This is a genomic window from Novosphingobium sp. (assembly GCF_019748365.1).
In the GTDB taxonomy this organism is placed as follows: domain Bacteria; phylum Pseudomonadota; class Alphaproteobacteria; order Sphingomonadales; family Sphingomonadaceae; genus Novosphingobium.
The window spans coordinates 1-16,755 of the sequence record NZ_JAIEPN010000074.1 but is presented as its reverse complement, the minus strand read 5'-3'; the positions used below and the strand labels follow the sequence as shown (position 1 = coordinate 16,755).

The 16,755-nt window shown below is 67.2% G+C and carries 15 protein-coding genes; 9 read left to right on the top strand and 6 right to left on the bottom strand.

What is annotated here, in order from left to right; genetic code table 11:
* Positions 1-129: 129 nt before the first annotated feature.
* On the top strand, positions 130-1,242 hold the full coding sequence (gene add, locus K5Q19_RS09740) for an adenosine deaminase (protein WP_292944181.1): 1,113 nt from the start codon (positions 130-132) through the stop codon (positions 1,240-1,242).
* A gap of 3 nt (positions 1,243-1,245) precedes the next feature.
* On the opposite strand, the gene K5Q19_RS09735 is transcribed toward add, so the two are convergent.
* Positions 1,246-3,672, bottom strand: coding sequence for a hypothetical protein (locus tag K5Q19_RS09735; RefSeq protein ID WP_292944178.1), 2,427 nt, complete (start codon positions 3,670-3,672; stop codon positions 1,246-1,248).
* 133 nt (positions 3,673-3,805) lie between these two features.
* Positions 3,806-4,981 carry an MFS transporter gene (locus tag K5Q19_RS09730; protein ID WP_292944175.1) on the bottom strand — a complete coding sequence of 392 codons (1,176 nt, stop codon included), beginning with the start codon at positions 4,979-4,981 and terminating at the stop codon, positions 3,806-3,808.
* Positions 4,982-5,220: 239 nt separating this feature from the next.
* Here K5Q19_RS09730 and K5Q19_RS09725 point away from each other — a divergent pair, with 239 nt between their 5' ends.
* The 8 genes from K5Q19_RS09725 (at position 5,221) to K5Q19_RS09690 (ending at position 13,563) form a co-directional block, all read left to right on the top strand.
* Positions 5,221-6,336, top strand: a complete 1,116-nt coding sequence (locus K5Q19_RS09725; RefSeq protein WP_292944172.1) for a TauD/TfdA family dioxygenase — start codon at positions 5,221-5,223, stop codon at positions 6,334-6,336.
* 145 nt (positions 6,337-6,481) lie between these two features.
* Positions 6,482-7,147, top strand: coding sequence for an SDR family NAD(P)-dependent oxidoreductase (locus tag K5Q19_RS09720; protein ID WP_292944169.1), 666 nt, complete (start codon positions 6,482-6,484; stop codon positions 7,145-7,147).
* Positions 7,148-7,289: 142 nt separating this feature from the next.
* Positions 7,290-8,030, top strand: coding sequence for an ABC transporter ATP-binding protein (locus K5Q19_RS09715; RefSeq protein ID WP_292944167.1), 741 nt, complete (start codon positions 7,290-7,292; stop codon positions 8,028-8,030).
* Positions 8,027-10,603 carry a CPBP family intramembrane glutamic endopeptidase gene (locus K5Q19_RS09710; RefSeq protein ID WP_292944164.1) on the top strand — a complete coding sequence of 859 codons (2,577 nt, stop codon included), beginning with the start codon at positions 8,027-8,029 and terminating at the stop codon, positions 10,601-10,603. The genes K5Q19_RS09715 and K5Q19_RS09710 overlap by 4 nt, the downstream gene beginning before the upstream one ends.
* Positions 10,604-10,676: 73 nt before the next feature.
* Positions 10,677-11,186, top strand: a complete 510-nt coding sequence (locus K5Q19_RS09705; protein WP_292944161.1) for an N-acetyltransferase — start codon at positions 10,677-10,679, stop codon at positions 11,184-11,186.
* Between the two features lie 22 nt (positions 11,187-11,208).
* Positions 11,209-11,778 (top strand): DUF1285 domain-containing protein, encoded by a 570-nt coding sequence (locus K5Q19_RS09700; protein ID WP_292944158.1) that lies wholly within the window; start codon positions 11,209-11,211, stop codon positions 11,776-11,778.
* Positions 11,775-12,377: a CoA pyrophosphatase gene (locus K5Q19_RS09695; protein WP_292944155.1), complete on the top strand. Its 603-nt coding sequence runs from the start codon at positions 11,775-11,777 to the stop codon at positions 12,375-12,377. Before K5Q19_RS09700 ends, K5Q19_RS09695 begins: the two co-directional genes overlap by 4 nt.
* Positions 12,370-13,563 (top strand): CCA tRNA nucleotidyltransferase, encoded by a 1,194-nt coding sequence (locus K5Q19_RS09690; RefSeq protein ID WP_292944152.1) that lies wholly within the window; start codon positions 12,370-12,372, stop codon positions 13,561-13,563. Before K5Q19_RS09695 ends, K5Q19_RS09690 begins: the two co-directional genes overlap by 8 nt.
* A gap of 43 nt (positions 13,564-13,606) precedes the next feature.
* On the opposite strand, the gene K5Q19_RS09685 is transcribed toward K5Q19_RS09690, so the two are convergent.
* The 4 genes from K5Q19_RS09685 to K5Q19_RS09670 all read right to left on the bottom strand — a co-directional run.
* Positions 13,607-14,152, bottom strand: coding sequence for a J domain-containing protein (locus K5Q19_RS09685; protein ID WP_292944149.1), 546 nt, complete (start codon positions 14,150-14,152; stop codon positions 13,607-13,609).
* 20 nt (positions 14,153-14,172) lie between these two features.
* Positions 14,173-14,691: a peptidoglycan-associated lipoprotein Pal gene (gene pal, locus K5Q19_RS09680; RefSeq protein WP_292944146.1), complete on the bottom strand. Its 519-nt coding sequence runs from the start codon at positions 14,689-14,691 to the stop codon at positions 14,173-14,175.
* Positions 14,692-14,766: 75 nt separating this feature from the next.
* Positions 14,767-16,173: a Tol-Pal system beta propeller repeat protein TolB gene (gene tolB / locus K5Q19_RS09675; protein ID WP_292944143.1), complete on the bottom strand. Its 1,407-nt coding sequence runs from the start codon at positions 16,171-16,173 to the stop codon at positions 14,767-14,769.
* Positions 16,170-16,755 (bottom strand): hypothetical protein (locus K5Q19_RS09670; protein WP_292944140.1); only part of this gene is annotated, 586 nt, incomplete at its 5' end. The genes tolB and K5Q19_RS09670, both read right to left, overlap by 4 nt.

Here is a 16,755-nt window from a genome sequence, read left to right as displayed (position 1 = left end):
GGAGGTGGCCTGCCGCAGGCAGGTCGGAGGGGTATTCCTCATTTCCCGCACACCGCATTGCACAAAACCCGATTGACCCCGCACACCCCCGCCGCGAAAGTCAGGCAGACCAGAATGGGGGCCGAACAGATGATCACACGCCGCACGCTCATGGCCGGCCTCACCGCCGCGGCCCTGCTTCCCCGCTGGGCGCACGCCGCCGCGCCTGCCGATGGCGTCGATCCCGCGCTGGTGAAGTTCATCGAAGGCCTGCCCAAGACCGAATACCACGTGCACCTCGAAGGCACGCTCGAGGCCGAGATGAAGTTCGCGCTCGCCAAGCGCAACGGGCTGAACCTCCCCTTCGCGGACGTCGCCGCGATGAAGGCGAGCTACAACTACCACGACCTCCCGAGCTTTCTCGCGATCTACTACGACGGCATGAAGGTGCTGCTGAAGGAGCAGGATTTCTATGATCTTGCCTACGCCTACCTGGCGAAGGCCGCCTCGCAGAACGTGATCTACACCGAGATGTTCTTCGACCCGCAGGAGCACCTCAAGCGCGGCGTGGCGATGGAAGCCGTGATCATGGGCATCACCCGCGCCCGCCGCGACGCCGAGGCCAGGCTCGGCATCCGCTCGCAGCTGATCCTCTGCTTCGTGCGCGATCTGCCCGCCGATACCGCGATGGCCGCGCTCGATGCGGCGCTGCCGTTCAAGCAGCATCTCGTCGGCGTCGGCCTCGATTCGGACGAAGCCGGCCATCCGCCCGAAAAGTTCGCCGCCCACTTCGCCAAGGCGCGCGCAAACGGCCTCCATGTGACCGCGCACTGCGATGTCGATCAGGTCGATACGCTGAAGAACATCCGCACCGCGCTGGTCGATCTCAAGGTCGATCGCATCGACCACGGCGGCAATATCGTCCAGTCGCCCGAACTCGTGCAGATCGCGAAGCAGCGCGGCATGGTCTTCACCGTCTGCCCCACCTTCTCCGGCACCCTGCGCCGCGGCCTTGGCCAGCCCGTCGATGTCGTGCGCGCGATGCTCGACGCCGGCCTCAAGGTCACCATTTCGTCGGACGATCCTGCCTACATGGCAAGCGAGTACATCAACGAAGTGCTCCTGCGCGCCGTCACCCGCAGCAAGCTCACCCGCGCCGATCTGGCCGGGATCGCCCGCAACGGCTTTGAAGCCGCCTGGCTGCCCGAAGCGGACAAGGCTGCGCTCCTTGCCCGCCTCGATGCCTATCTCACCTCGGCGTGAGCCTCAGATTATCTCCTCCAGATCGATCATGAAGGGCTTGCCCGGAAACGCCGCGATCGAGCCGAACAGCACATCGACCGGCCCTGCCGGCGAACGGAACGGGTAGAGCTCGCCGAGCTCCCCGCGCCGCGGCTCCACCGCATAGGTCGCGATAGCCTTGCCGCCGAAGTCGGTGATGGAGATGAACGGCGCGATCACGGCCTTGCCCGGCCCGCGCCCGCCGAACCCGGCCGCGTTGAACGAGACGGCGCCGCCCACCGGGTCCTTCAACCGGCTGTCGGTGAAGCTGTACTGCACCTCGCCCGTCGGCCAGGCAAACGTCACCCGCCGGTCGCCCCGGCTCACCAGCCACAAGTCGTCGCCCGCCGATGTCGAGGTGCCATTGACGTAGGCAAAGCGCGCATTGCGGCCAGCCTTGAACGTGCCGAGCGGTTGAACCGGCACGGTTGGCCCAACCGGCGATTTCGGGAACATCAGGCCTTGCACGTTGAAGATTGACACTGTGTCATCCATCGCTGCGACAAAGGCGCGGCTGCGCGAGAGATAGCGCTCCGGCTCGCTGTCCGACCAGGCCTCGCGAGCGCTTCGCCGCCCCAGCCGCTCGAACAGATCGGTGCTGCGGTCCGAAAGCGCGCCGCTCGCCTGAACCCCGGCGCTGACGCTGGTCGGCTGCTGCACGGTAATCGTGGTGACAACGCGCGGGCGCTGTCGGGGCGTCACGGCGAAGGTGAAGGGCCACTTCGCCGGATCAACCGAACTGGTATCGACCGTGCGGTTATAGTTGCGCTGTGTCGTGAGGTACATCTGCCGGTAGTACTGGTAGAGCGGCGTCATATCGACGAACGAGACCTTGTTCTCGGATCGCGAGGCGACCACGGCATAGCCGCCCGAGGCTGTCTGGCTCCATTGCGGATTTGGCACGCCGACCGAACCGGGTCCGGCCCAGGGATAGATCGGGTTGACCTTCGACCAGAGATCCCGCGCCGATTGCAGCGCCAGATCGCCGCGCGCCGGCGCGTTGTTGTCATCATATCCACGCGGATTGCCGAGCGCGAGATTGTTGGAAACATCGAGGCTGGTCGGCGCGGCAAACGGCAGGTTGGTCATCCCCAGCAGCTTCATGCCGCGGTTGGTCCATGCCCCCGGCAGGCCCCAGTACCAGCGCGTATAGGGTGTCTGATCGGGCGAGCCATTGGCCATCTCGCGCGGGCGCAGCGCGATGAAGGCGAGCTTGCCGGTGACCGTGTTGGTATCCCACACCGCGACGACCAGAAACTCGTTGTAGGGCGTCACCGCCATCGCGGTCGGCACCATGCCCTTCGGCAGCTGCAACGGCGTCGGGTCGAACAGTTCGGGCGCGGAATTGCCAACGATCATCGGCACGATCGTGCCATCCTTGAACGCGGCAAAGCTGATCTGGCTGGCATTGGCGCGCCCGCGCGCGATGACGACCGGAACAAGCGGCAGGTCGGGCCGCCTGGTCTCGACCAGTGTGCGCACCTGGCTGTTCCACGGCTGGGCAATGCCGTTGCGGTTCCACCAGTCGGGATACCACGAGGCGATCATGCGCATGCACAGCCCGCCATCGGAATTGCGGGTACGGCGCGCAAAGAACACCGCCCCATCGGCCCCACGCGTATTGGCCACGCCGAAGCGGAAATCGGGATCGAGCGGATTGTCCGGCAGGAAAGCCTGCTGCCCGCCAACCAGCCAGCCTGCTCCGTCGAGCCCCTTGGCGAGTTCCTCCTCGTCACTGCGCGGCTGCCGGCTTGGCGGGAGGCACTTTTCCGGCTCGCCGGGATTGCTGGCGGGCTGCGTGCCAAACGGCCAGAGCCCCTGCCCGCTTGTCATGTCCGGTCCCCACAGGGTCGGCGCGGGCGCTTCACCTGCATGATCGAAGTGCTCGTACCTCGGCCCGAGCCGCCAATCGAGAACATCGGGGTCGGTGATATGCGCGGCAAGGAAGCGATACTCGGCCGCGTTGATCCTCCCACTCGTGGCCAGCACGCGCTCGCGAAACACGTTCGCCGCCGGTGCCGCGCCGACCACGACCCGCGTGGTCGACCGGCTGATGACAGCGCCCGACGCATCCAGCGACTGCAGTTCGAACGTATAGGTCCCCGGGGCCACGAACCGCGCCGAAGTGACAAGGCTCGCCTGGTCCGTGATCGCGGCCCCCACCGAAGTCCCGATGACCACCCACTTTGCACGCACCCCGTCGATCCTGCCGGTCAGCGTCACTTCGTTGGTCGGCAGCGTGATCGTCTGGGTCTTGCCAGCAAAGGTCGCGGGCGTGACGGTTGCGGGCGTGACAGTGGCCGTCTGCGCGTGCACGGGACTGGCCAGGGGCAAGGCAAGCGCAAACGTGGAGCAGACGAGCGGCAGGGCAGCGCCCCAGCGGCGCAGGCCAATGAGTCGGAATCGAGACATCGGTCATTCCTCGGAACAGACCGCGCGCGTTCTCCCCCACGCGCGGCAGGCTCGCCGCATGAATCGGATATCGCATCTCGGGTAACCGCGCGTTGAGAGGTGCCGTCAACGTGGCGGCAACCATGGGCCTTGCTCAGCCCACTTCCCGGTCCAGCCGCCGCGCCACCGGCATCGCCGCGACAATCGCCAGCGCGCAGATCACCCCGCCGACGGGTCCGATCAGCGTATAGGCGCCAAAGCCCTGCGCCATTGCGCCCGCCGCCAGCGAGCCGAGGCTCTGCGACAGAAGCCACGTCCCGGTCGTCATCACCGCCAATCGCTCACCGGCGGGCTGCGCATAGGCAAGCCGCAGCAGGAGCGGATAGGTCAGGAACCAGCTCACCATGAACGCCACAAACGCCGCCGCGAATGCCGCCTCGCTTCCCACCGTGGTCAGCAGGCCGCACGTGAGCGCGCAGGCGCCCAGCGCCGCCGCCAGCGGCCAGGCGCGCGGGAGGCGGCCGATCACCACGGCAAGCCCGGCATTGCCCACCGCGCTCGCGAGCACCGCCGCGCTCTGATAGAGCCCGAACTGCGTCGCCGGGATGCCGATGGCGTGCGCAGTGCGCTCGATGAAGGGCCAGATCGCCAGCGATCCGAAGGCAAACAGCGCCATTGCCGCGAGCACGCGATAGCCCTCTGCGCCGATGGGTGCGCGCCCCGCCGTTGCGCTCTCCACGCTGCCCTTGCCGCCGGGCAGCAGCAGCGCGCAAAGCCCGAAGACCACCGAAATCGCTGCCAGCCCAAGGAACATGCCCTGCGCGCCGTAGTCACGCCCCACCAAGGGCACCACGATCGCGATCGCGCTGTAGAGCAGCGTCTGCACCGCAATGCCGAGCGATATCCACCGCGCCGGATTGCCCGTCCGCCCCGCCGCCAGATTCAGCGCGCTGTTCATCAGTCCGAAGCCCAGCCCCGTGCCGATCCGCCCGGCCAGCAGCAGCGGATAGGCCCCGGTCAGCGCCGAACCGGCCTGCGCCGCGATCACCACCACGCTCGCGATCATCGCCAGCACCCGCGCATCGAGCCCGCGGGCGCGCGGGGCGACGAGGAACATCGCCGCCGCATAGCTCAGCGTCTCGGCCATGTTCCACGCGCCCATCGCAAAGGGCGTGAAGCCGAAGCGGTCCATCAGCCCGCCGACGAGGTATGTCGTGAAGTTGTTGCCGATATGCGCCGCTGCGGTCGCCGCGCCTATTCCGATCAGGGTGGGGACGAAAGGAGCGGAAGCCCTCGCCGTGCCGTTCGCGCTGCCTTGCGTGGTATCCATTGCCTGCAGGGGTGGCATGCTGCGCAGCACGTGGCAATGCAGGCAGACCTTGTTTTACGCTTGTTCAAACAATCGGTAGATAATAGCCTCTGCGGCCATGAAGCATTTCTGCCTGAACCTGATCCATGGCCGGCGCCCCGCGTCGTTCCGCTATGGCAAGGTGCAGGATTGGCGCCCGCCGCCGGGCAAGGGCTGATCGATATCATCAGCTGATCCTTGCTCCATGACGGGACGTTCCCATGAAAATTTCAGCCCTTGAGGTGCGGGCGGATGCCCTCATCGCAACGTGGTCCCAGAAGGGCCGCGTGACCTATCCGACGCTCTGGCTCCGCGACAACTGCCCCAGCGCGTTCCACCCGCAAACCGAGGAGCGCGTGCTCGATCTGCTGTCGCTCGATCTCGAGCCGGTGCTCGTCGATGCGCAGCGGTCCGGGGATACGGTGATCTTGCACTATGCCGATGGGCACATCAGCCATGTGCCCACATCGCTGCTTTTCGCAAATCGCCCCGGCCGCACGGCGCTCGATCCCGCCGCGATTGCCCCCCGGCTCTGGCGTGCCGATCTCACCCCCGCCAATCTGCCGCGCTATGCGGCATCGCAATTGCTCGAGAATGACTGCGCGCTGCGAGCCTGGATGCAGGATACCGCAGCCGTCGGTCTCTCGATCGTCGATGGCCTCGACGACCGGATCGATGCGGGCGTGGAGATCGCCTGCAAGATCGGCTTCCTGCGTGAAACCAACTTCGGCATGACGTTCGAGGTAGTGAGCAAGCCCGATCCCAACAACCTTGCCTACACTGCGGTCACGCTGCCGCTTCACACCGATCTCCCCAACCAGGAAGTACCGCCGGGTTTCCAGTTCCTCCACTGCCTGGCCAACGAGGCTGAAGGCGGCGGCTCGCTCTTCGCGGACGGTTTCGCCCTCGCCAACGACCTGCGCACAAAGGACCCCGAAGCCTTCCGCCTGCTCTGCGAAGTGCCGATCCCTTTCCGCTTCCACGACCGGGATGCCGATATCCGCACCCACGCGCCGGTGATCACGCTGGACCGTGCCGGGACCGTCAGCGAAATCCGCTGGAACGCCCATATCGCCGCCACGTTCGACATGCCGGCAGAAATCCTCCCCGCCTATTACCGCGCCTATCGCACCTTCATGGCGATGACGCGGGACCCTGCTTACCAGATCACCTTCAAGCTCAAGGCGGGCGAGATGATCGTGTTCGACAACCGCCGCGTGCTCCACGGGCGCGAGGCGTTCAACCCGGCCACCGGATTCCGCCATCTCCATGGCTGCTATGTCGACCGCGGCGAATTCAACTCCCGGCTGCGGCTGCTGGCGCGCAAGACTCACTGACCGCGTGGCGGTTCAGCGGCCCGGTATGGCGCCGCGAACCGGCCGTTCGCGTTCTGCATGTACAGCGTCCGCAAGGACACCGTATTGAGATGTCTCAAGACCGCCGGGGAAGCCTGAGACGGTCACCGGAAGAGGAGAACCCCGTATGTCCACCACGCGCCCCGTCGCGCTCATCATCGGCATGGGCCCCGGCCTGTCCGCCGCGCTCGCCCAGCGCTTTGCCGCCGGCGGCTATGCGATTGCCGGCTTTGCACGCAGCCCCGAAAAGTCCGCAGGGCTTGCGGCCGAAATGGCGGAGAGCGGGCAGAAGCTCGATCTGCGCGCGGTCGATGCGGGCGATTTCATCGCGATCGGCTCGGCCGTCCGCGCGGTCGAGGCTCAGCTGGGGCCGATCGAAGTGCTGATCTACAATGCCTATAGCGCAACCCCTGCGGTCCCCTCGCAGATCCCGCTCGATGCCCTGGTGGCGGACTTCCGCGTCAATGTCGGCGGCGCGCTCGCGGCGGTGCAGGCAGCGCTTCCCGCCATGCAGGCGCGGGGGAAAGGCACGGTGCTGCTCACCGGCGGCGGCCTCGCGCTCGATCCCACCGGCTGGCTCCCGGCCGCCTCGCTCGCCATCGGCAAGGCCGGGATCCGCAACCTTGCCCAAAGTCTGCACAAGGAAATGGACGGCACGGCCATCCGCGTCGGCACAGTCACCGTCACCGGCCAGATCCTCCCCGGCACACCGCTGGCGCCCGAAACAATCGCCGAGCGCTTCTGGGACCTGCATGCGATGCCCGCACCTGCACCAGTGGAAGTGATTCTCTGAGAAGCGGCGGTTGCCAGCCTCTAATTGCCTGCTAGACTTGGAGTAATGGAGCCAAATTGGTGTAGAATATATCCATCGTCACCCACGGCTCCATTGGCTTGTGGGCCGATTTCACGTTTCTCGCCAGCCGAAGCGCGCTCCCGTGGATGACGATATCGTCGTTGTCGAACGCGTCTCGAAGTCGTTCGGCCCCAAGACCGCGCTGACCGACATTTCCTTCCGGGTCCCGCCCGGGCAGATCTGCGGCCTGCTCGGCCCCAACGGTGCGGGCAAGACCACGCTGTTCCGCCTGCTCATGGGCATTCTGAAAGCAACGTCCGGCTCGCTGCGCGTCGCCGGGCTCGATGCCTTCGAGGAACGGGTCGAGGTCAAACGCACCATCGGTTTTCTGCCCGACGAGCCGGTGTTCTATTCCTACCTCTCCGGACGCGAAGTCCTCGCGCTGAGCGCGGGGATGCACGGCCTCGATGTGAAGGAGGCCATGGCGCGGGTCGAAACCCTTGCAATGCGCATGCGCCTTGCCGACGATCTCGACAAATATGCCGAGGAATACTCGCGCGGCATGAAGAAGAAGCTCGGCCTGCTGCTCGCCATGCTGCACCAGCCGCGCCTGCTCGTGCTCGATGAGCCGACCAACGGGCTCGACGTCGAATCGACGCGCCTGTTCTACGATCTGGTGAACGAGCAGGCCGCTGCCGGCACCACGGTACTCTTTTCGACACACCTGATGGACCATGTCACGCGGCTTTGCTCGCATGCGGTGATCGTGAACGCGGGCCGCGTGGTCGAACAAGGCGCGCTCACCGATCTCGCCGCCCGCCACGGCGAGCCCGATCTCGAAGCCCTGTTCCTGAAGCTGACGGCCCGGCCCGCGCAGGAATGAGCGCCGCCACTCCCCCCGGCACCTGGGGCACCGTCCGCCTGCTGCTCGCCTCCGCGCACCGCCGGACCGAGGGGCGCCGCAAGCGCCAGCAGGAACTGCTGAGCCAGCGCAGCGACGGCAAGGGCTTCGACTGGTCGAGTTTCGGCAACATGCTCGTCTTTCTGGCCGGGCTCGTCATCCAGGGCTGCGCGGTCGCCTCGATCTGGATCGCCGTGCAGGCCGGGCAGGATGCCGAGGCCGAAAGGCAGGGCCGCGTGATCGTCAGCAGCGCATTCATCGACAGCGTGAAAGCTGCGGAGCAGATCAATTTCGCGACGCCGCAAGTTCGCAGCGATTCGCTCGCCGAGGCGATCGACGACGAAGCGCGCGAGATCGCGTCCGATCGCAGCGGCCTGGACCGGAAGGCGGTCGCCGCGAAGTTGCGCGCGGTGGTGACCGCATCGGGCAGCCGCACCCTCGTCACGGCCGATGACGTGGAGCATGGCCTGAAGCCGCAGGGGCTTGCCACGCCGATTCCGGCCTTTGTCGGCTCGATCCTCCTGCTGCTGTGGCTGGTCACGCTGGTCTGCCAGGGCGAAGGGCTCGAACTCGATCTGCAGCGGCGGCGTCATCCGATGTGGGAATGGCTGTTTTCCCACCCGGTCCAGCCGCGCGCGGTGTTCCTTGCCGAAATGCTGGCACCGCTGGCAACCAACCCTGCCTACTGGACGGCTCCCCTCTTCGCCGGCGGCCTGTTCATGATCGCCTACGACCCGCTCTATGGCCTGGCTGCCTTCGCGCTTGTCGGCGTGCCGATCAGCGTGGCGGCGGGCTGCCTCGGCAAGGCGCTGGAGATCGGCGCCTTGCTGCGTCTGTCCCCGCGCACCCGCGGCGGCGTGATCGGGCTTGTCAGCTGGTTCGGCTTTGTCGGCACTATCGGCCCGATTATCGGATTGGTCGTGGGCGAATGGGTCATCGCGCATTTCGCCGGCCAGCTTGCCTTCCTCGCCCGCCTGCCCGCCCCGCTGCTTGGCCTGTTCCTCGGCTTCGATGGCGCGGGCGGCCAATCCTTCCTGCGCGCCGTGATCTTCGGCTGGCTGCTCGCGGCAGCCATGCTGGGCTTTGCGGTCTGGTTCAGCGTGCGCTCGCTCCGCAACGGCCTTTCCGGCGCCTTCGCGGCGGAAACGGTGGCGAACTCGCCCGCAAGGCCAGTGCGCTTCGGCCGCCAGCCGCTCTACCGCAAGGAAATGCTTTGGTTCCTGCGCGATCGCAGCGCCATCGTGCAGACGATCCTCATCCCGCTGACGATCGCGGCCTACGAGATGTTCCAGCTGCGCGGCGTGCTGCGCTACGCGACCGAATCATGGAACCTGCTCGCAGGCGCCGCCATCGCGCTTGGCACCTACATGCTCTGGGTTCTGGGCCCCAAGTCCCTCGTTTCCGAAGGCGCCGCGCTGTGGATCGCGCTGACCTGGCCGCAGGGGATGGAAAGCATGCTCAAGGCCAAGGCCTGGCTGTGGTCGCTGATCGCGACACTGCTGGTCGCGGTGGTCCTGCTGATTGGCTGCGCCCTGTTCCCGCAGGCCTGGTGGAAGATCGCGCTGGTCGGCGCGGGCTGGTATCTCTTCGCCCGCAGCATGGCCGAAAAGGCCGTCACGCTGGTCACCGTCGTTTCGGAATCGGGCGAAGCGCAGCCGATCCCTTCCGGACGGCGCTGGGCCGCGCAGCTCGGCATGCTGACGTTCGCCATCGGCATATCCACGCAAGTCTGGTCGCTCGCCATCGTCGGCATCGTCTATTCATGGGTCACCGCCGCCGCGATGTGGGAAAACTTCCGCGCGCGCCTGCCCTATCTCTATGATCCGTGGTCGGAAAAGCTGCCGCCGCCGCCCACCCTGATGCACGCCATGATCGCGGTCAGCGCGATGCTGGAACTGTCCTCGATGATTGCCGCCTGCGTCGTGGGCTTCGGCGGGCGTGAAAATCTGCCGCTGGCAATGGCGGTCGGCTATTCGGCCAGCGCCGTGCTCGTCTCGATCGTGACAGCGCGGGTCCTCGATGATCGCGGCATGCACCCGGCGGCTGCATGGCTGTGGTCTCCCCCGCCCACGCAGGCCGTGCCCATGTTCGCCGCACCGTGGGAGACGCTGTGGAACCTCCTGCGCCATCACGGGCGAGCGTTGGCAGAGGGCCTCGCGCTCGGCCTGCTTCTCGGCGGCTTTGCCTGGGTCTATCTCCACGCGCTTGCGATGTTTCCTCCGTTCGCACAGCAGATCGCGGCCACCCACGCCCAGTTTGCCGCAAACCCGCCGCTGCGCTTCAGCTATGCCTTCATCGCGATCTTCTGCGCACCCTTTGCCGAGGAATATCTCTTCCGCGGCCTGCTCTACCGCGCGCTCGATCGGCAATGGGGCGGCGGGAAGGCGGTGTTTGCCGCCGCCGCCTTCTTCGCGATCTATCATCCGCCGCTGGCGTGGCTCCCGGTCGGCCTGCTCGGCGCGCTCAATTGCTTCATGTTCAAGCGCACCGGCCGGCTCGCCCCGGCGGTGGTGCTCCACATGGCCTACAACACGGTGGTGGTGTTCACCACCTGACAGAAGCTTGCCCCCGGCCCCCTCGCCCGCTATCGGCGCGCCTTCCGCCTTCCACCCGAAAGCCACTCAAGCCTTGGCCACGCTGATCCCGCTTGCCGATATCGATCCCGCGCTGATCGAGGACGTGCTCGATGCCGCCTTCGGGCCGGACCGCTTCGCGCGCACGGCCTACAAGGTGCGTGAAGGGACCGATTGGCTCCCCGGCCTCTCCTTCGCCGCGCTCGATGAAGGCGAGCATATCGCCGGCACGATCCAGTGCTGGCCGGTGGCGCTCAATGATCCCAATGGACGCGCGCATCCGATGATCATGGTCGGCCCGGTCGCCGTGCTGCCCGGCCTGCAGGGGCAGGGCTATGGCAAGGCCCTCGTCACCGCCAGCCTCACCGCCATCGATCCGCGCGCGCCGCTGCCGCAGGTGATGATCGGCGATCTCGATTACTACGGCCGCTTCTTCGGCTTTTCTGCCGCGCACACCGGCGGGTGGAAGCTGCCCGGACCATGGGACCCGGCGCGCCTGCTCTGCCGCACCGCCAATCCCGCCGTCCTGCCCACAGAGGGCATGCTCGGCCCTTGGCGCGGCTGATCTGATCTGGCATCGCGAACGCGTGCCATTTGAACCACCTGCCGAACTAGCTGCCCTGTCCCTCGCCGAACTGGCCGAGGCCGTCTCTGCGCGCCGCTTGCCTGCGGTCGAGACATGGACCCCCGCCCGCACCGGCGAAAGCCATATGCGCATCGCCGCCGATGGCACATGGTTCCACCAAGGCGGCCGGATCACCCGCCCCGCCATGGTCCGCGCCTTCTCCTCGCTCCTCACGCGCGGTGCGGATGGCCAGCACTGGCTCGTCACCCCGACCGAAAAGCTCGCCATCGCGGTCGACGACGCTGCCTTCATCGCCACTGACATGGACGTGCGCCATGATGACGCAGGCCGCCCGGTCATCGCCTTCCGCCTCAACACCGATGACGTTGTCATCACCGGCCCCGATCACCCGCTGCACGTGCGCGGCACTGCAGACGTCCCGGCCTACTACCTCGCCGTGCGCCACGGCACCGAGGCGCGGCTCAACCGCAGCACTTACGGCCAATTGATCGACCACGCGCTGACTCTGTCCGAACCCGATGCCCTCGCGGTCGAAAGCCAGGGCGCGCGCTTCGGCCTGCTCCCTGCATGAACCTGCGCGCGCACCTCGCCCGCCTGTTCGACATCGGCCACGCCGAACCGGTGCCGCCAGCCTACGAGGACTGGCGCCCGCTCCCCGATACGCCCTTGCGCCCCGCCGCCGTGCTGATCGCGGTAACCGACCGCCCGGACCATCCGGAAGGCCCCGGCGTCCTCCTCATCCACCGCCCCTCGCACATGCGCGCGCATCCCGGGCAAGCCGCGTTCCCGGGCGGCAAGCTCGATGCGGGCGAAACGCCCATCGAAGCCGCGCTGCGCGAAGCGAACGAGGAGCTCGGCATCGATCCCGCGCTTGTCGATGTAATCGGCGCGAGTGACCAGTACCGCACCGGCACCGGCTACGATATCACCCCGGTCCTCGCGATGGTCCCGCCAGACCTCGCCATCCGGCCCAACCCTGCCGAAGTGGCCGGCTGGTTCGAGCCGCCGCTCGGCTTCGTGCTCGATCCCGCCAACCATGTGCGGCGGGAAAGCGAATGGGCGGGGCGCCGCGGCAGCTATATCGATATCCAGTGGAACGAGCACCGCATCTGGGGTGTCACCGCCGGGATCATCGCCAATCTCTCGCAGCGGATTCGCTGGCATGACTGAGACTGTCCTGCCCGCTGCCGAGTGGACGCAGCGCGATGATCTTGCCGCACTCGTCGCCGCGCTGGATCCGGCGGGCGAGGGCCTCGTCCGCTATGTCGGCGGCGCGGTGCGCGATACGCTGCTGGGCCTCGCGGTGAAGGACATCGACATGGCCACTCCGCTCGAGCCGCCCGCGGTGATCGCGCGCCTCACCGCCGCCGGCATCCGCAGCGTCCCCACCGGGCTTGCCCACGGCACTGTCACCGCCGTGCTCGCCAGCGGCCCGGTCGAGATCACCACCCTGCGCCGCGACGTCTCCACCGACGGCCGCCACGCCACGGTGGCCTTTTCGCAGGAATGGGCCGAAGACGCGGCCCGCCGCGATTTCACGATCAACGCGCTCTATGCCGATCCGAAGGGCCTCACAGTCCACGATTACTTCGGCGGCCTGGCCGATCTTGCCACGCGCCGCCTGCGCTTCATCGGCGATCCCGAACAGCGCATTCGCGAGGATTACCTGCGCATCCTCAGGTACTTCCGCTTTCAGGCCCGCTTCGGCTCGCTCCCTGCCGATGCGGCTGCCGAAGCCGCGTGCAGCGCGCTTGCCCCCGGGCTCAAGGGCCTTTCGCGCGAACGCATCGCCAGCGAACTGCTCATGCTGCTGGCGCTGCCCGATCCCGCGCCGACTGTGGCACGCATGGCTGAGCTCGGTGTGGTGGCAGTGATCCTCCCCGAAGCCGATCCCGCCGCGCTTCCCCCGCTGATCGCTGCCGAAAGCGCGCACGGCATCGCGCCCGAACCCCTGCGCCGCCTCGCCGCATTGCTCCCCGCCGATCCCGTGGCCGCCGAACAGATCGGTGCGCGCCTCAGGCTCTCGATCGCCCAGCGCAAGCACCTCGCCCTCGTCGCCGCGCGCCCGGCTGCGGGCCATGGGCCTGAGGACGCCATCCGCCCGCTGGCCTACAAGGTGGGCCGCGAAGCCGCGCTGGATCGCCTGCTGATCACCGGCGGCGATATCGCGCCGCTCACGAATTGGGATATCCCGCAGTTCCCGCTGAAGGGCGGCACGATCGTCGCGCGCGGCATCGGCGCAGGCCCCGAAGTCGCCCGCCTCCTCCGCGCCGTCGAAGCGCGCTGGGTCAGCGAAGGTTTCCCGGATGACGCGAGGATCAACGAAATTCTAGGCGAGGAACTGGGGCAACCCTAACCCCGTTGGTGTCGAGCGAAGGCGAGACACATAGCGCCGCCCCTCAGCCCCCGTCCGGCCCCTTCCACTCGCGCCGTTCTTCGGCCGCGCGCAGCACTTCATAGGCGGTCTGCAGCTTCAGGAACTCGGCTGCCGCCTCTTTGTCACCGGGGCGCACATCGGGGTGGACTTCCTTGGCACGGCTGCGCCACGCCTTGCGGATCGCCTCGAAATCGGCGTCCACTTCCAGCCCCAAGGCTTCCAGCGCACGCATTTCGTCGCGGCTGCGGCTGCCGTCGCCCGGCCCGGCCCAGCTCTGGTAGGCCGATTGCGCATAGCCTGAAGCTTCGCCGCGCTCGGCCTTCTCGCGCAGCTCGGCCTCTTCCTTGTCGAGCCCTTCGAAGTAGTTCCACCCGGCGTTGTATTCGGCGGCATGGCGCTCGCAGAAATACCAGCGGTCGGGGTTGTTGGGCGATTTCGGCGCGGGCCGGTCGCCCTTCTCCTCGCAGCCGGCACGGTCGCACAGGCGCACCGGGGCCGCCTCGCGTGCGCCTTCATAGCCGCGCCAGCGAGGGAAGCCCCAGTCAACCGATCTGCCATGCCGTGCCATCGAAGTGGCCTAGTCCTTTATCACTGTACGGTGATCGTCACCGCACGGCGGTTCTTGGCCCAGCTTGCCTCGTCCGAACCGAGCGCCACCGGGCGCTCCTTGCCATAGCTCACCGTGGTGATGCGCGAAGCATCAATACCGAGGCTGACGAGATAATTCTTTGCCGCATTGGCGCGGCGCTCGCCCAGCGCAAGGTTGTAGTCACGCGTGCCGCGCTCGTCGCAGTGGCCCTCGATGGTCACGCGCTTGCCCGGATAGCGCCCCAGCCACTGCGCCTGGCTCTGCAGGATGCCCTGATCCTCGCTGTCGATATTGTAGCGGTCGGTGTCGAACAGGATCGTGTCACCCAGCACCGAGGCGAGGAAATCGGCCTGGCTGCCCGGCACCGGCCCCGTCGGCTGGCTCACCGGCGGCGGCGGCGTCGTCGTCGTGGTCGTCGCGCCGCTCGGCTGCGGCGGCAGCTCCTTGGGCTTGGAGGCGCAACCCGCAAGCGCAAGGCCGGAGGTGAGCAGCAGGGCGGTTATAATCTTGCGGTTCACGGACGGATCTCCTCAGATAAATCAGCTGCAGAGTGCATCGCACAAGGCGAATCGGCAAACAGTTTTGGAACCGGTTTACGGCAGCACCGGCCCCCAGGCGGGATCGGACGCATCCACCGGCGTATTCAGCCGCCGCTCGTTGCGTCCGGTGAGGTCCACCTGCCAGATCGAAGTCTTGCCGCTGGTCTTCGCGGTACGGAAGAACTGCACGATGCGGCCATTGGGCGACCAGGTCGGCGCCTCGTCCTGCCAGCTGTCCGTCAGATAGCGCATCTCCCCGCCGGACGGGTTCATCACCGCAATGCGCAAATTGCCCGCGATGTGCGTAAAGGCGATCTGATCGCCGCGCGGGCTCCATTCAGGCGTTGCCGAGCGGCCGCCGAAGAAGCTGATGCGCTTCTGGTTCGTGCCATCCGCATTCATGACATAGATCTGCTGGCTGCCCGAGCGATCGCTCTCGAACACGATCTTGCTGCCATCTGGCGAATAGCTGCCGCCCACATTGATCCCCGGCGTATCCGTGAGCCTCACCGATTCGCCGCCTGTCGCAGGCACGCGGTAGATGTCGGTGTTCCCGGCAATCGCCATCGAATAGAGGATGTACTTGCCATCGGGCGACCAGCGCGGCGCGAAGGTCGGCCCCTTGCCCTCGGTCACCAGTCGCTGCTGCCCGGTGCCGATGTCGTAGACATAGATGCGCGGCGTGCCGTTGAGGAAACTGAGGTAGGCGATCTTGCTGTAATCGGGCGAATAGCGCGGCGTCAGCGCGGTCGCCTGCCCGTTGGTGATGAAGCGGTGGTTGGCCCCGTCCGAATCCATGATCGCCAGCTGCTTGCGGCGATGATCCTTCGGCCCCGTCTCGGCAATATAGGCGATCTTGCTGTCGAAGAACGGGCTTTCCCCCGAAAGCCGCGAATAGACCATGTCCGCGCACTTGTGCGCCGCGCGCCGCCATTCCTCGGGCTTCACCACATAGCCCTGCCGTGCCAGTTCGCTGCCGAGCGCCACGTCATAGAGGTAGCAGCCCACCGTCAGCCGCCCATCGGCGCCCGCTTTCACGAAGCCCTGCACCAGCATTTCCGCCGAACGCGCGCGCCAGTTCGGAAATGCGGGCGCGGCCACCTCGCCATAGCTTATCGCCGGCAGCGCATCGGGGCCGACCGGCTTGAACAGCCCGTTGTTCTTGAGATCGCCGTAGATCACCCGCGCCAGATTGCGACCCAGCGCCTCGGTATTCCCGCCATCGGCGGCGGTCGGCACCATAGCGTTGGTGGGGAACGTCGGGATCGCGATGCCAAGGTCTTGCCAAGCGCTGTCGTCGGTGACGGAACCGGTCAGACCGTCATCCGCAGGGGCCGCCGCCGATGCGGACGCCGTAGGCGCCGGATCAGGCTTGGCAGGCGCCGCCTGCTGCGCGGACACCGGAACGGCAAGCGCAGCGAGCGCGAGCGAGGTCAGAAAGGCGGCAAAAGCAGGCTTCATTGCGACAACTTCCTGTCAAACCGGAAACTCGCGATGCGTTTCCACTTGGCATAATAGGGGGCAGGCAGGTTGAACGGCGCCGCCAGTAACACGGCACGGATTGCCTGTTCAGCGTGGCGCTGCGCCTGCGCGCGGTTGGAGTCGGTAATGCCCGACTGGGAGACTACCACCGGCCGCCCGGCAAGGCTTCCATCGGGATTGAGATTCCACGAAAGCACCGTGACCAGCTTGTCGGCATCGACGCCCTGCGGCGCGGTCCAGTGCGGCTTGATCTGGCGCGAGATGCCGCTGACCAGCGAAGCGGCAACTTCGGGCCCGAACGTGGCGGCCGGCGGCGTGGTCGCGGCACCCGGCTTGTTCGATCCTGCAATCCCGCTCAGGAAATCGTTGCCGATCCGGCTTGCCCCGGTTGGCGCATCAGGACGCCGCCGCAGGCGCTGATCTGCCGGAGCCGCCGGTGCGGCAGCGGGTTTCGGAGGCGCTGGTTTGGCAACGGGCTTGGGCGGCGGTGCCGGCACGGCGCGCGGCTGCGGCGCGGGAACCGGCTTCGGCTGCGGGGCGGGCCGGGCCTGCGGCGGGGGC

Excerpts from the sequence above, each read along its gene's own strand:
- add (WP_292944181.1), top strand. The coding sequence starts at position 130 with ATGATCACACGCCGCACGCTCATGGCCGGCCTCACCGCCGCGGCCCTG.
- K5Q19_RS09735 (WP_292944178.1), bottom strand. The coding sequence starts at position 3,672 with ATGTCTCGATTCCGACTCATTGGCCTGCGCCGCTGGGGCGCTGCCCTG.
- K5Q19_RS09730 (WP_292944175.1), bottom strand. The coding sequence starts at position 4,981 with ATGGATACCACGCAAGGCAGCGCGAACGGCACGGCGAGGGCTTCCGCT.
- K5Q19_RS09725 (WP_292944172.1), top strand. The coding sequence starts at position 5,221 with ATGAAAATTTCAGCCCTTGAGGTGCGGGCGGATGCCCTCATCGCAACG.
- K5Q19_RS09720 (WP_292944169.1), top strand. The coding sequence starts at position 6,482 with ATGTCCACCACGCGCCCCGTCGCGCTCATCATCGGCATGGGCCCCGGC.
- K5Q19_RS09710 (WP_292944164.1), top strand. The coding sequence starts at position 8,027 with ATGAGCGCCGCCACTCCCCCCGGCACCTGGGGCACCGTCCGCCTGCTG.
- K5Q19_RS09695 (WP_292944155.1), top strand. The coding sequence starts at position 11,775 with ATGAACCTGCGCGCGCACCTCGCCCGCCTGTTCGACATCGGCCACGCC.
- K5Q19_RS09690 (WP_292944152.1), top strand. The coding sequence starts at position 12,370 with ATGACTGAGACTGTCCTGCCCGCTGCCGAGTGGACGCAGCGCGATGAT.
- K5Q19_RS09685 (WP_292944149.1), bottom strand. The coding sequence starts at position 14,152 with ATGGCACGGCATGGCAGATCGGTTGACTGGGGCTTCCCTCGCTGGCGC.
- tolB (WP_292944143.1), bottom strand. The coding sequence starts at position 16,173 with ATGAAGCCTGCTTTTGCCGCCTTTCTGACCTCGCTCGCGCTCGCTGCG.